Origin of the sequence: Roseomonas populi, assembly GCF_024594815.1 — a bacterium.
Taxonomy (GTDB): domain Bacteria; phylum Pseudomonadota; class Alphaproteobacteria; order Acetobacterales; family Acetobacteraceae; genus Roseomonas; species Roseomonas populi.
The window spans coordinates 551,175-565,169 of sequence record NZ_JANJOU010000001.1 but is presented as its reverse complement, the minus strand read 5'-3'; the positions used below and the strand labels follow the sequence as shown (position 1 = coordinate 565,169).

Genomic DNA, 13,995 nt, shown 5'->3' with positions numbered 1-13,995 from the left:
GGGCCCACCATATCGGTGCGCGCGCGCCGTTGCACCACCCCTGCGTCCCTAACCGGCGAGGCGACCCTTGAAGCCGCCCCCCGCCTCGGGGGATAGTCCCGGCCGGAGCGTCCTGCCCGAAGTGTCGGCCGCCACGGCTTATCCAAAGACCGGCCCGAGAGAAGACCCGCCCTTGAAAGACCTCGGCACTGGCTTCGGCCCTGGCGCCCTCGATGCGACCGACCGCGAGATCCTGCGCGAGCTCCAGGCCGACGGCCGCATGACAAACGTGGCCCTGGCCGCGAAGGTGGGCCTTTCCGCCCCGCCCTGCCTGCGCCGCGTGCGCCGGCTGGAGGAGGCAGGGGTGATCCGCGGCTACCACGCGGATGTGGAGCCGTCCGCGCTCGGCTGGGAGATCACCTTCTTCGCCGTCGTGGGGCTGGAGAGCCAGAAGCTGCCCGTGCTGGAGGCCTTCGAGGCCATGGTGCGGGACTGGCCGGAGGTGCGGGAGTGCCACATGATCCGCGGCGGCGGCGACTTCCTGCTGCGGCTGGTGGCCCGCAACCCCTCCCACGAGAACGAGCTGACGAACCGGCTGACAGGCTCCGACCTCGTCATGCACGTCCGCACGCTGCAGACCATCCGCACCTCCAAGGACGAGGCCGGGGTGCCGGTGGAGGGGTAGGGTCGGGGCCCGGCCCTACCTTCCCGCCCAGACGCCCCGCCCGGCCTCCCGCGCCTCCGCCTCGCTCTGCCGCAGGTTGGGCGCGGCATCGGCGCTGGCCCGGCCGCCACCGTTGAACAGGACCACGTCCGAGAGGTCGCGCCCCTCGACGCTGCACCGGTGGGCCCCGTCGGACACGGGCTCGCACACCACCTCACGCCCGGCGAGATAGAGGGCGAGCTGCCGGGCATATTCCCCGCGCATGCCGATCACGCCCGTCAGCTGCAGGGCGCGGTTGCCGATCCGCACCGTCGCCGTGTCCACCACGTTCGCCACGCCCCGGATCGGCGGGGCGCGGATGGGCTCCGGTGCGCGGGCGGGCCTTGTGGCGGGCATCGGGGCCTCGGCGGTCTTGGCGCGGTCCGCGTTGCGGACGAAATCCTGCCAGATGCGGGCGGGCAGGGCGCCACCCGTCACGTTCCGCATGGGGGAATTGTCGTCGTTCCCCACCCAGACGCCGACGACCACGTCCGCCGTCATTCCGATGAACCAGGCGTCCCGGCTGTCCTGCGTGGTGCCGGTCTTGCCCGCCACGGGCCGGTCCAGCCGGGCGGCAGTGCCGGTGCCGTTCTGGACCACCGCCAGCATCAGCTCCATCAGCCCCTGCTGCGCCGTGGGGGAAAGGATCGGGGCACCGCCCGGCATCGTGTCCGGCCGGGTGAACAGGGCGCGGTCCCGGGCGCGGACGCTGCGGACGACATAGGGCTCCACGGCCCGGTTGTTCGCGGCGGCGGCGAAGGCGGAGGTCATCTCCAGCAGCGTCGCCTCCCCGGCACCGAGGGAAACGGCGGGCGCGTCCGGCATTTCCGATCGTAGCCCCATCCTCTTCGCCACATCCAGCACCCGCTGGCGGCCGAGCCCCGTGTAGAGCTGCACGGCCACCGTGTTCACGGAATGGGCGAAGGCGTCCTTCAGGCTCATCGGGCCGCGGAAGCGGTCCCCGTAATTGCCGGGCTCCCAGTCCCCGATCCGCACGGGCTGGTCCACGACGGTGCTGCCCGGCGTCATCCCCGATTCGAGAGCGGCGGCGTAGGTGAAGAGCTTGAAGAGGGAGCCCGGCTGCCGCCGCGCCTGGGTGATGCGGTTGAACTGGCTCGCCGCGTAGTCCCGCCCACCGACGGCCGCCAGCACCGCGCCGTCATGCGAGAGCGCCAGCAGCGCGGCCTGGGTGGCGTTCACGCGTTTGCCCTCGCCATCCAGCCAGCCCGCCACCACCCGCTCCGCCAAGTCCTGCAGGGCGGGGTCCAGCGTGGTGCGGACGGAAAGGTCCACGGGCAGGGGGCCGATCAGGCGCCGCGCCTCGGACTCCGCCCAGTCCGCGAAATAGCCGCGGCCCGGGGACATCTCCGGCGGGGCGCGCAGGGCAGGGGGCGTGGCGCGGGCGGCGGCAACGGCCTCCGGAGTGGCGTGCCCGGTCTCCTGCATGACGGAGAGCACGAGCTCCGCCCGCTTCCAGGCCCCTTCCGGGTTGCGGTTGGGCGCGAGGCTGGATGGAGCGCGGACCAGCCCGGCGAGCATCGCGGCCTCGCCGAGACTCAGCTCCGCGGCCCCCTTGCCGAAGTAGCGGCGGGCGGCGGCATCGGCGCCCCAGGCGCCCGCACCGAAATAGGCCGCGTTCATGTAGCGGGCGAGGATCTCCTCCTTGCTCAGCCGCGCCTCCAGCCAGAGGGCGAGCACCGCTTCCTGGATCTTGCGAGTGAGGGACCGGTCCTGGGAAAGGTAGCTCAACCGGGCCAGCTGCTGGGTGATGGTGCTGGCACCCTGGCGCGCACGGCCGGCCTGGGCGTTCCGCAGCACGGCGCGGAACAGGCCCCGAAGGTCCACTCCGTTGTGATCGTAGAAACGCCTGTCCTCGATGGCTACCACGGCATCGGCCAAGGGCCTGGGCAGCTTCCCGGCCTCGATCGCGTCGCCGCGCAGCACGCCACGGGCGGCGAAGGCGGCGCTGTCGCGGGATTCGAGGATGAGGGAGGCGGGGGTGGCGTCCGGCTGCATCCCTCCGCCGACCGGGATCTGGAACATGATCCAGGCCAGGAAGCCGATGGCGGCCAGGCCGCATAGGCAAACCGCGAGCAGCAGGCGGGCGGGGCGGAAGACGGCGCGCAGCCCGCGCCAGGTCCGCCCGGCCACGGGCGCCAGGGCCGGGAAGCGGGGCCTGGGGAAGCCGCGCGGCGCATAAGCGGGCGATGCCGGACCAGCGGCAGTTAGTGGAGGGGTAGCCGGCCGCTCCGCGGCCGGTGCCGGGGAAGCGGCTGGGGCAGGGGAAGGGGCAGCCTGAGGCGATGAGGGAAGTGCTGGCCCCGGCTGCGCGTTTGGGCGCCCAAAAGGGTTCCGCCCCGATCCTCTCGCCATGCTCACCTTTGCTCCGGCCCTTATCTCAACGGACCGGGTCGATCCAACTGCTCCGCTCAGGCCCGCGGGCCGGCGCTGCGGGCTGCGGAAGGGGCGCGGCCGCCGCCTGGACCGGGACGGCCGCGGCGGCAGACGCCGGCGTAGCCGAGGCTACTGCGGTCGGTGTGGCCGGCGGCAGCGGCTGCGCGACGGGCGCCGGGCCGGGTGCCGGGGCCGGGCTCGGCCTGGGCGGAGAGGCGGCTGCCAGGGCAGGGGCCTCGGGCGGGGCCGGCGGCGGGTTCTCCCGCACCGGGGCGGACCGGCGGCTCCGCCGGGGCCCGGCATAGCGCGGCGGGGGCGGTGCGTAGAGGCGCAGGCCGAAGATACTGGCGATAGCCGCCTCCGGCCCCCAGCCCCGACCACGCCGCTTGGCCTCCGCCTCGGACGGAATCAGCAGGCAGAGGGCCAGCACGGCCAGGAGAAGGGGAATCGTGCGGGCGGGGGCGGGCAAGGAACGGGGCCTCCGGGCTGCTACCTCCCCCCGAGAACCCTTATTACGCCCTTCCGGTTGCGCCAGAGAGAGCATGGCGGTGCCTAGCCGCGGCGCACCACGTAGTCACCCGCCTCCAGCGCGGCGATCAGCGCGGCGCCCTGGGCGGCATCGCGCACCTCGATCATCAGTTCCAGCTCCGTGGACTGCACGGTGGGCGCGCCGAAGAGCTGCTGGTGCTTCACCTCGATCACGTTCCCGCCCGCCTCGGAAATGCGGCGGGAGATGTCGGCCAGAACGCCGGGCCGGTCCGGGATGTCGAAGTGCAGGCGCATGATGCGGCCATCGCGCAGCAATTGGCGCAGCAGCACGTTGGAAAGGGCCCGCGCGTCGATATTGCCGCCGCAGACGGGGGTGCCCACGCGGCGGCCGGCGAAGCGCGCAGGGTGCGCCAGCATAGCGGCCACGCCCGTGGCGCCCGCGCCCTCGGCCACCACCTTCGCGCCCTCGGCCAGCAAGGCGATGCCCTGCTCCACCGCGCGTTCCGGCACCACCAGCACCTCGATGCCCAGGCGCCGGAGCAGGGCCAGCGGGGCCTCGCCCACGTCGCGCACGGCGATGCCCTCGGCGATCGTCGGGCCGCCGACGGAGACGGGCTGGCCCGCCAGGCGCTGCGCCATGGCCGGGTAGCCCTCCACCTCCACGCCGTAGATGCGGAGGCCCGGGTTCATCTCCAGCGCCGCCACCGCGCAGCCGGCCAGAAGCCCGCCGCCGCCCACGGGAAGGATGAGGGTGTCGAGGCCGGGGGCGTCCTCCAGCATCTCGATCGCCATGGTGCCCTGGCCCGCCATCACGCCCGGGTCGTCATAGGGGTGAATGAAGGTCAGCCCCTCGCGGAGGGCCAGCGCGTGGGCATGGGCTGCGGCCTCGGCCAGGGTCTCGCCGTGCAGGACCACCGTGGCGCCCCAGCTCTCCGTCCGCACCACCTTCGTGGCGGGCGTGAAGCGCGGCATAACGATGGTCGCGCGGATGCCGAGCAGGCTCGCATGGCGCGCGACCGCCTGGGCGTGGTTGCCGGCGGACATGGCGATCACGCCCGTCGCCTTCTCCCGCGCTGTCAGCAGGGCCAGGCGGTTCGCCGCGCCCCGTTCCTTGAAGGCGCCGGTGGCCTGCAGGTTGTCCAGCTTCAGCCAGACCTCACAGCCCGCGGCACGGCCGATGGCGGGGGCGGGCATCATCGGCGTGCGCAGCACGGCGCCGCGGATGCGCTCTGCCGCCGCGCGCACGTCGGCGAGCGTGATAGCCGGCGCCGCCAGGGTGCCCGCGGTGGTCGCGCTCATGCCCGGCGGCTTAGTTGAAGGCGACCTTGGTGATCTCGACGGAGCGGGCCCCGCCCGGCGCCGGGACCTCCACGCTGTCGCCCACCTTGCGCCCGAGCAGCGCCTTGGCGAGCGGGGAGGAGATGGAGATCGACCCGTTCTTCATGTCGGCCTCGTAGGCGCCGACGATGCGATAGGTCTTCTCGTCCTCCGTCTCCTCGTCGACGATCGTGACCTTCGCGCCGAAGCGCACCTGGTCGCCGGACATCTTGGCGACGTCGATCACCTCGACGGAGGGGATCACCCCCTCCAGGTCGGCGATGCGGCCCTCGATGAAGGACTGCTTCTCGCGCGCCGCGTGGTACTCGGCGTTCTCCGAGAGGTCGCCATGGGCGCGAGCCTCCGCGATGGCGCGGATCACGGCCGGGCGCTCCTCGGCGCGCAGGACGCGCAGCTCTTCCTCGAGACGGGCGAGGCCCTCGGCGGTCATCGGGAACTTCTGCATGGGCGGGTTTCCCCCGAACTGGCGGTCGTCTCACGAATCCGGCCCCGCGCCCCTTCACGGGGCGCCGGGCCGGCCTAGATGCGGCCGCCGCGCCCCCGTCGCCGATCGGCGGGCGGGGAACGCGGCGGCTGAAACGCTTGGGGCGGGTGCCGGCCTTTCGGCCGGTCCCGCCCCGGAGAGGGTAGGATCCCGAAGGACCCCTTACGAGAACGAAGGCTGAAAATACGCCTGGAGCGGCGCCACATCAAGGGTGCCCGCCCGCAGCGCCGCGATGGCGTGCACCGCCGCCCGGGCACCCGCGATGGTGGTGTAGTGGGGCACGCCCTGGGTCAGGGCGCCACGACGAATATCGAAGCTGTCGGAGACCGAGCGCCCGCCGCCCGTGGTGTTGATCACCAGCTGGATCTCGCCGGACTTGATGGCGTCCACGCAGTTCGGGCGGCCCTCCAGCACCTTGTTCACCACGCGCACGGCCAGCCCCGCTTCCCGCAGCCGCGCCGCGGTTCCGCGGGTGGCCATGATGTCGAAGCCCATCTCCGACAGGCGCCGGGCGAGGGAGACGGCCGCGGCCTTGTCGGAATCCTTGACGGAGACGAAGGCCGTTCCCTTCTCCGGCAGCTTCACCCCCGCGCCCATCTGGGACTTGAGGAAGGCGCGCTCGAAGGAGAGGTCGAGGCCCATCACCTCGCCGGTGGACTTCATCTCCGGCCCGAGCAGCACGTCCACGCCGGGGAAGCGGTTGAAGGGGAAGACCGCCTCCTTCACCGCGACGTGGCGGTTGATCAGGCTGTCATCCAGCTTGAACTCGGCCAGCTTGGCGCCCGCCATCACCCGCGCGCCGATCTTCGCCACCGGCACGCCGGTGGCCTTCGCCACGAAGGGCACGGTGCGGGAGGCGCGGGGGTTCACCTCCAGCACGAAGATCTCGCCGTCCTTAACGGCGTACTGCACGTTCATCAGGCCCTTTACCTTCAGGGCCCGGGCCATGGCCTCCGTCTCGGCCTTCAGCTCCGTGATGATGGCGGGCGGCAGGGAGTAGGGGGGGAGGGAGCAGGCAGAGTCACCGGAGTGGATCCCGGCCTCCTCGATGTGCTCCATCACGCCCGCCACATAGACCTCGCCATCGGCGTCGGCGATGCAGTCCACGTCCACCTCGATCGCGTCCTGCAGGTACTGGTCGATCAGGATGGGGTTCTCGCCGGAGACCTTCACCGCCTCCTTGCCGAAGCGCAGGAGCTGCTCGTGGTTGTGCGCGATCTCCATCGCCCGGCCGCCGAGCACGTAGGAGGGGCGGACCACCACGGGGTAGCCGATGCGCTCCGCCTCCTTCTCCGCCTCCTCCAGGTTGCGGGCGATGCCGTTCTGCGGCTGCTTCAGGCCGAGGCCCTGGAGCATCTGCTGGAAGCGCTCCCGGTCCTCCGCGATGTCGATGGCCTCGGCGGAGGTGCCGAGGATGGGGATCCCGGCCTTGTCCAGCGCCTGCGAGAGCTTCAGGGGTGTCTGCCCGCCATACTGCACGATGCAGCCCAGGAGGGTGCCCTTCTCCTGCTCCTTGCGGATCAGGGCGATCACGTCCTCGCCCGTCAGCGGCTCGAAGTAGAGGCGGTCCGAGGTGTCGTAGTCGGTGGAGACCGTCTCCGGGTTGCAGTTGACCATGATGGTCTCGAACCCGGCCTCGCGCAGCGCATAGGCGGCGTGGACGCAGCAATAGTCGAACTCGATGCCCTGGCCGATGCGGTTCGGGCCGCCGCCGAGGATCACCACCTTCTGCCGGTCCGTCGGGTCGCTCTCGCAGACCGGCGTGCCGAAGCCGCCCTCATAGGTGGAGTACATGTAGGGGGTGGAGGAGGCGAACTCCGCCGCGCAGGTGTCGATGCGCTTGTACACCGGCGTCACGCCCAGCCGCTCGCGCCGCGCCTGCACCTCCGGCTCGTGCAGCCCGGCCAGCTTCGCCAGGCGCTTGTCGGAGAAGCCCAGGGCCTTCAGGCGGCGGAAGCCGGTGGCATCGGTCGGCAGGCCGTTCTCGATCACGCCCGCCTCGGCGCGCACGATCTTCTCCGCTTCCCGGATGAACCAGGGGTCGAACTTGCAGGCGTTGTGGATCGTCTCCACGGAAAGGCCGGCGCGCAGCGCCTGGGCCACCGTCAGGATGCGGTCCGGCGTTGGCGTGGCCAGCGCGCCGATCATCGCCTCCTCCGATCCGTCGCCGGGGATGGGGATCTCGTCCAGGCCGGAAAGCCCCGTCTCCAGCCCGCGCAGGCCCTTCTGCAGGGCCTCCGCGAAGGAACGGCCGATCGCCATGGTCTCGCCCACCGACTTCATCGCGGTGGTGAGCGTCGCGGGGGTGCCCGGGAACTTCTCGAAGGTGAAGCGGGGGATCTTCACCACCACGTAGTCGATCGTCGGCTCGAAGGCGGCCGGCGTCGTCTTGGTGATGTCGTTCGCCAGCTCGTCCAGCGTGTAGCCCACCGCCAGCTTCGCCGCGATCTTGGCGATCGGGAAGCCGGTGGCCTTGGAGGCGAGCGCGGAGGAGCGGGAGACGCGCGGGTTCATCTCGATGACGACCATGCGGCCATCCACCGGGTTGATGCCGAACTGCACGTTGGAGCCGCCGGTATCCACGCCGATCTCGCGCAGGCAGGCGATGCTGGCATCGCGCATGCGCTGGTATTCCTTGTCCGTCAGCGTCAGCGCGGGGGCGATGGTGACGGAATCGCCGGTGTGAACGCCCATCGGGTCCAGGTTCTCGATGGAGCAGACGATGATGCAGTTATCCGCGCTGTCGCGGACCACCTCCATCTCGAACTCCTTCCATCCGAGCACGCTCTCCTCGATCAGCACCTCGGTCGTCATGGAGGCGTCGAGGCCGGCGGCCACGATCTGCTCGAACTCCTCCTTGTTGTAGGCGATGCCGCCGCCCGTGCCGCCGAGCGTGAAGCTCGGCCGGATCACGCAGGGCAGCTTCACCATCTCCAGCGCCGCGCGCGCCTCCTCCATGGAGTGCGCGATGCCGGAGCGCGGGCTCTCGATGCCGATCTTCGTCATGGCATCGCGGAACTTCAGCCGGTCCTCGGCCTTGTCGATCACCTCGGCCTTGGCGCCGATCAGCTCGCAGCCGTACTTCGCCAGCACCCCTGCCTCGGCCAGCTTCAGCGCGGTGTTCAGCGCGGTCTGGCCGCCCATGGTGGGCAGGATGGCGTCCGGCCGCTCCTTGGCGATGATCTTCTCCACCACCTCGGTCGTGATCGGCTCGATGTAGGTGGCGTCGGCCAGCTCCGGGTCCGTCATGATGGTGGCGGGGTTGGAGTTCACCAGGATCACGCGATAGCCCTCGGCGCGCAGCGCCTTGCAGGCCTGGGCGCCGGAATAGTCGAACTCGCAGGCCTGGCCGATGATGATCGGCCCGGCGCCGATGATCATGATGGACTGGATGTCGGTGCGCTTCGGCATGGGCGTTCCGTTCAGCGAGAGGGCGGGACGGCGGGCGGGGCCGCGTCAGGGAGGTTGCGCAGCAGCAGGATCGCCACCGGCGCATGGGCGATGAGCAGGGTGCCGGCCACGGCGGCCGGACCGGCATCGGGCGCGAGCCCGGCGAGTGGATTCCAGCCGTCCCACCAGGCCAGCCCGTGCAGGGCCAGGGAACCGATCAGGGCCGCGGTCACCCGCAGGGCCGGCGTGAGGAAGAGCTTGATGGCCCAGCGGATCAGCAGCGTGGTGGCCGCGGCCCCCGCGGCGAAAAGGACGTAGGAGAGGGCGAAAAGGTAGATCGCCTGCACGATCGTCAGGTTCAGGATCAGCGCCAGCACGCCGATCATGGCAACGGCGCCGGCAACGAGCTGCGGCGTCATCGCGCCCTCCCCAGGAATGGCTTGCCGATCAGGAACAGCACCGCGTGCACCCCCGCCCAGAGCGCGGCGGCCAGGGCGCGGCCGCCCTGCCGGTCGGCATCCGCGAAGAACACGATCCCGCCGAGCGCGACGAAGGAGATGGCGATCCCACCCAGCCAGGCCCTGTCCCGCGGCTGGCCGACGCGGACCAGCGCCCACCAGGCCAGCAGGGAGAGGGGCAGCGCCAGGATCAGCAGGCGGATCATGCGCGGCGGTCCGTCGCCAGCTTCACGGCCAGCAGGGCCAGCGCCCCGCCGAGAACCCAGCGCTGCACCGCCAGCCAGGCCGGGCGCGTGGAGAGGAAGCGCGCCACGCCGCCGGCACCGCCCACCATCAGCGCATCGAAAACCGTGCAGATGGCGATCTGCACCGCGCCGAGGATCAGGCCCTGCGTGAAGAGGCTGCCGCGCGCCGGGTCCATGAAGGCGGGCAGCACGGCGACGTAGAACAGCGCCACCTTCGGGTTCAGCGCGGCCGTCGCGAAGCCGAGGGTGAAAAGGCGCAGCCCGCCCTCCGGCGGGATGGGCCGCGGGGAAAAAAGGGCCTGACCGCCTGGCCGCAGGCTCTGCCACGCCAGCCAGCCAAGATAGGCCGCGCCGCCCAGCCGCATGGCATCGTAGGCATAGGGCACCGCCAGCAGCGCCGCCGTCACGCCCAGCGCCGCGCCGAGCATGATGACGAGGCTGCCGAACTGGCACCCGATCAACGACAGCATCCCCGCCCGCGTCCCCTGGGTCAGCGTGCGCGACACCAGGTAGAACAGGTTCGGCCCCGGTGTGAGCGCGAGCCCGACCGAGAGCGCCGCGAAGGCGAGAAGGGAGGCGAGGGACGGCAAGTCAGCCCGCCTTCGTCCGCTCGATCATGTCGGTGAAGCGGTGGAACAGGTAGTGGCTGTCGCTCGGGCCCGGAGAGGCCTCCGGGTGGTACTGCACGGAGAAGGCGTTGCGCCCCTCGCAGGAAATACCCTCGTTGGAGCCGTCGAAGAGGCTGACATGGGTCACCCTCACGCCCTCCGGCAGCGACTTGTCGTCCACCGCGAAGCCGTGGTTCTGGCTGGTGATCTCCACTTTGCCGGTGGCCAGGTCCTTCACGGGCTGGTTCGCGCCCCGGTGGCCGCGGTCCAGCTTGTAGGTCTTCGCGCCCAGCGCCAGCGCCAGGAGCTGGTGGCCCAGGCAGATGCCGAAGACCGGCTTGCCCGCATCCAGCACGCCCCGGATCGCCGGCACCGCGTACTCGCCCGTGGCCGCCGGGTCCCCGGGGCCGTTGGAGAGGAACACGCCGTCCGGCCCGTGCCGCAGGATCTCCTCCGCGGTGGCGGTGGCGGGCACAACGGTCACGTCGCAGCCGGCATCGGCCAGGCAGCGCAGGATGTTGCGCTTGGCGCCGTAATCCACGGCGACGACCTTGTGCTTCGGCGCCGTCTGGGTCGCGTAGCCCTGGCCCCAGGCCCAGAGGCCGCCATCCCAGTGATAGGACTGGGTGCAGGAGACCTGCTTCGCCAGATCCATCCCCTCCAGCCCCGGCCAGCCCGCCGCCTCCGCCCGCAGCGCCGGCAGGTCGAAGATACCGTCTGGGGAGTGGCAGATCAGGCCGTTCGGGGCGCCGGCATCGCGGATCAGGGTGGTGAGCGCACGCGTGTCCACGCCGGAGATGCCGGGCAGGCCGTTGCTCTTCAGCCAATCATCCAGGTCGCGCGTGGCGCGGTAGTTGGAAGGCTCGGTGATGTCCGCCTTTACCACGAGGCCGAGGGCGGCGGCGGTGGTCGCCTCCGTGTCCTCGGCATTGGCGCCGACATTGCCGATATGAGGAAAGGTGAAGGTGATGATCTGGCCGGCGTAGGAGGGATCGGTCAGCGTCTCCTGGTAGCCGGTCATGCCCGTGTTGAAGCACACCTCGCCCACCCGCTTGCCGGTGGCGCCGAAGCCGTGGCCCCAGATGACCTTTCCATTGCCCAGCACGAGGCAGGCCGTTGCCCCCTCGGGCACGGCATCGGCATCCGGGGCGGGGGTGGCTGCAGGGCTCATCTCGGGCTCCGGGGTGGGGGGCGGGTTAGTGTCGGCGCGGGGAAGGTCTGCAAGAGAGAGGCCGGTGGCGGCCAGCACGGACGCCCAGTGGCGTGGCGGAATAGCCCGGGCCTGGCGCCACTTCCGAATGGCCTCAGTGCCCACGCCGCAATGCGCCGCCGCGGCGCTTGCGCCCCCCATGAGGGTGAGAATCTGCTCGACCGTCCGCATGCCACCAATATGTGGGAAATTCTTTCCCAAGGGAAGGCTGCCCCGCATGCTGGCCTGGGAAGTCTCTTCCCAGCCTAGCGCATGGCCCTTCCCGCCGATCCGATCTAAACCGCGCCCCCGAGACAAGAGGAACCTGCAATGAGCCTGCGCGCCCGTTTCACTGAAGAGTTGAAGGCCTCCATGCGCGCCGGCGACACGGCCCGCACCTCCGCCATCCGCATGATCACCGCCAAGCTGAAGGACGCGGACATCGCCTCCCGCCCGAGCGGGGTGGACCAGATCGGGGACGACGCGATCACCTCCATGCTCCGCGGCATGGTGAAGAGCCGGCGGGAGAGCGTGGAGATGTACCGCCAGGGCAACCGGCCGGAGCTGGCGGAGAAAGAGGAGGCGGAGATCGCGGTGATCGAGTCCTTCCTGCCCCAGCAGATGGACGATGCCGCGATGCAGGCCGCCGTTAAGGAAGCGGTAACCGAGACCGGCGCTAGCTCCGTGAAGGACATGGGCAAGGTCATGGCGGTGCTGAAGGCGAAGCACGCCGCGGTGCTCGATATGGCCAAGGCCGGGCCGATGGTAAAGGCGGCTCTGGGGGGGTGACCCTCCGGTAAACTGATCGGAACGATTGTCTCGGATCAAGCGGCGTAAAAGTTTCACTGCGTTTGATCACGATGTTGCGAATCGCGAAGAAGTGTTTCATTCCGTTCCCAGATGTAACTCTGGGAACGTTTCATGACGGTGTTGACTGCTGCGGCGGACCTTGGGCGGGTTGATTCACCCCGCCGGATGCCGGCCCTGTGCGGCGCAATCGGCCTGGGCCTGCTCTCCGCCTGTGCTCCCATGGAGAACCGGGAGGGCGCCCAGAGCTTCCGTGGTGCCGTCGGGGCGGGGAGCTATGAATCCGCCGCCCAGATCGCGGGCGGGATGGCCCGCGACCGCGAGGGCAAGCCGGAGCTGCTCTGGTCCCTGAACACCGGCGCCGCCGCGCTCTACGCCGCCAACCACCCTGCTTCCGTCCAGGCGCTGGACGATGCCGAGAGCCTGATGCGGGCCTCGGACGTGGCGGACTTCAATTGGGGCTCCACCTACCGCTTCGGCAGCTACGACGCCGTCATGGTCAACGCCTACAAGGCCGCGGCCAATCTGGGGCGCGGCGACCTGCAGAATGCCCGGGTCGAGCTGAACCGGATGGAGGAGCGGCAGAGCCGCACCACCACGCGCTTCCAGAACGAGATTTCCGCCGCGGGCGCGGACAGCGAGCGGCAGATCCGTGAGGATGGCAGCAAGCGCCAGGCCCTCCAGAATGCCCAGTCCTCGCCGGAAGTGCAGGAGCAGCTGAAGGCGCTGGAGCGCTGGCGGCACTACCAGCCCTTCGTGAACCCGGCCGGCACCTATCTGCGCGCCATCTACCTCCTCAACTCCGGCGAGCCCGGAGATGCCGAGCAGGCGCGCACGGCGTTCGAGCGGGTGGCGGGCATCGCCGGCAATCCCCGCGTGGTGACGGAGGACATGGCGAGCGCGCGGCAGGCCGCCGCCGGCCGCCGCCCCGCGCCGCAGGTCTGGGTGCTGTTCGAGAACGGGCAGAGCCCGACCTTCGAGCAGATGAACTTTACCGTCCCCATGCCCGTCGTCGCCCGTGGCGGCGGCATGACGGTGAGCCCGGTCACGGTCTCCATGCCCCGCATGGTCTTCCAGCCTGCCGCCTATCCCTCGATGGAGGTCACGGGCGGCAATGCCCGCGCCAGCACCGTGCTGGTGGCGAGCATGGAAGGCGTGATGGCGAGCGAGTTCCGTACCCGGTACAACAGCCTCCTCGCCGGCGCGGTGTTCGAGGCGCTGGCCAAGGCCGCCGGCGTCAGCGCAGTCAACGCCGCGACCACCCGCATGAATGGCGGCATGGCGGCGCTGCTGCAGGTGGCGGCTACGGTGGCGGCGAACGTCACCAGCTCCGACACCCGCTCCTGGCAGATTCTGCCGCGCGAGCTGCAGGCCGCCCGCATCCCGGTGCCGGCGAACGGCGAGATCCTGCTGCGCGCGGGCGGGGTGCAGGCCACGGCGACGGTCCCGACCGGCCGCTCCTCGATCGTCCTCGTCAAGGCGCAGACGCCGGGCAGCCCGCTTACGGTGCAGGTGCTGAAGCTGTGAGGCGATCCGTCCTCCTGGCGGGGCTGGCTCTGGCGTCCTGCGCGCCCGAGCCGCCCCCGCCGGCGCCGCCGACCGATCCGCGGCTGATCGTCTCGCCCGTCCTGCTGCAGGGCCTGGCCTTCTCTGGGCCGGGCGTGACCACCCTGCCAGACGGGCGCCTGCGGGTGGTGGTGAACATCCGCAATCCCGGCCCGGCGGATATCCCGCTCCGTGTCCAGACCGACTGGCTGGACGCGACGGGGCGGCCGATCAGCACCGTGGCCGCCCGCCCGCAGTTCCGCTCCGCGGCGCGCTTCACCGTCACCACCGTCGATGCCGACGCACCCACCAGCCGCACCCGCGACTTCCGCATGACCATCGACCTGGAAGCCCCCTAGGGATGAT

At 71.0% G+C, this 13,995-nt stretch carries 12 protein-coding genes; 4 read left to right on the top strand and 8 right to left on the bottom strand.

Annotation, left to right across the window (positions count from 1 at the left end; translation table 11 throughout):
* Window positions 1-172: 172 nt before the first annotated feature.
* Entirely contained in the window at window positions 173-664 is a 492-nt protein-coding gene (locus tag NRP21_RS02810; RefSeq protein WP_257714631.1) for an Lrp/AsnC family transcriptional regulator, read from the top strand.
* 15 nt (window positions 665-679) lie between these two features.
* On the opposite strand, the gene NRP21_RS02805 is transcribed toward NRP21_RS02810, so the two are convergent.
* The 8 genes from NRP21_RS02805 to carA form a co-directional block, all read right to left on the bottom strand.
* A complete protein-coding gene (locus tag NRP21_RS02805; protein ID WP_257714695.1) occupies window positions 680-2,833 on the bottom strand; it encodes a PBP1A family penicillin-binding protein in 2,154 nt (717 codons plus the stop codon).
* A 795-nt stretch (window positions 2,834-3,628) separates the two neighbouring features.
* On the bottom strand, window positions 3,629-4,864 hold the full coding sequence (locus NRP21_RS02795; protein WP_257714630.1) for a threonine ammonia-lyase: 1,236 nt from the start codon (window positions 4,862-4,864) through the stop codon (window positions 3,629-3,631).
* Between the two features lie 10 nt (window positions 4,865-4,874).
* Window positions 4,875-5,348 (bottom strand): transcription elongation factor GreA, encoded by a 474-nt coding sequence (gene greA / locus NRP21_RS02790; protein WP_257714629.1) that lies wholly within the window; start codon window positions 5,346-5,348, stop codon window positions 4,875-4,877.
* Window positions 5,349-5,549: 201 nt separating this feature from the next.
* Window positions 5,550-8,798: a carbamoyl-phosphate synthase large subunit gene (carB, locus tag NRP21_RS02785; RefSeq protein WP_257714628.1), complete on the bottom strand. Its 3,249-nt coding sequence runs from the start codon at window positions 8,796-8,798 to the stop codon at window positions 5,550-5,552.
* Between the two features lie 11 nt (window positions 8,799-8,809).
* Complete coding sequence (locus NRP21_RS02780) at window positions 8,810-9,196, bottom strand: hypothetical protein (RefSeq protein WP_257714627.1); 387 nt, start codon at window positions 9,194-9,196, stop codon at window positions 8,810-8,812.
* Entirely contained in the window at window positions 9,193-9,441 is a 249-nt protein-coding gene (locus tag NRP21_RS02775) for a hypothetical protein (RefSeq protein ID WP_257714626.1), read from the bottom strand. The genes NRP21_RS02780 and NRP21_RS02775 overlap by 4 nt, the downstream gene beginning before the upstream one ends.
* On the bottom strand, window positions 9,438-10,070 hold the full coding sequence (locus NRP21_RS02770) for a LysE family translocator (protein WP_257714625.1): 633 nt from the start codon (window positions 10,068-10,070) through the stop codon (window positions 9,438-9,440). The genes NRP21_RS02775 and NRP21_RS02770 overlap by 4 nt, the downstream gene beginning before the upstream one ends.
* 1 nt (window position 10,071) lies before the next feature.
* The gene (carA, locus tag NRP21_RS02765; protein ID WP_257714624.1) at window positions 10,072-11,469 is read right to left on the bottom strand and encodes a glutamine-hydrolyzing carbamoyl-phosphate synthase small subunit; all 1,398 of its coding nucleotides are present in this window, start codon (window positions 11,467-11,469) and stop codon (window positions 10,072-10,074) included.
* A gap of 138 nt (window positions 11,470-11,607) precedes the next feature.
* Between carA and NRP21_RS02760 the strand changes: the two genes are divergently transcribed.
* The 3 genes from NRP21_RS02760 (at window position 11,608) to NRP21_RS02750 (ending at window position 13,988) form a co-directional block, all read left to right on the top strand.
* Entirely contained in the window at window positions 11,608-12,066 is a 459-nt protein-coding gene (locus tag NRP21_RS02760) for a GatB/YqeY domain-containing protein (RefSeq protein WP_257714623.1), read from the top strand.
* A 132-nt stretch (window positions 12,067-12,198) separates the two neighbouring features.
* Window positions 12,199-13,611, top strand: a complete 1,413-nt coding sequence (locus NRP21_RS02755; protein WP_257714622.1) for a hypothetical protein — start codon at window positions 12,199-12,201, stop codon at window positions 13,609-13,611.
* Window positions 13,608-13,988 (top strand): putative periplasmic lipoprotein, encoded by a 381-nt coding sequence (locus NRP21_RS02750; RefSeq protein WP_257714621.1) that lies wholly within the window; start codon window positions 13,608-13,610, stop codon window positions 13,986-13,988. The genes NRP21_RS02755 and NRP21_RS02750 overlap by 4 nt, the downstream gene beginning before the upstream one ends.
* Window positions 13,989-13,995 lie beyond the last annotated feature (7 nt).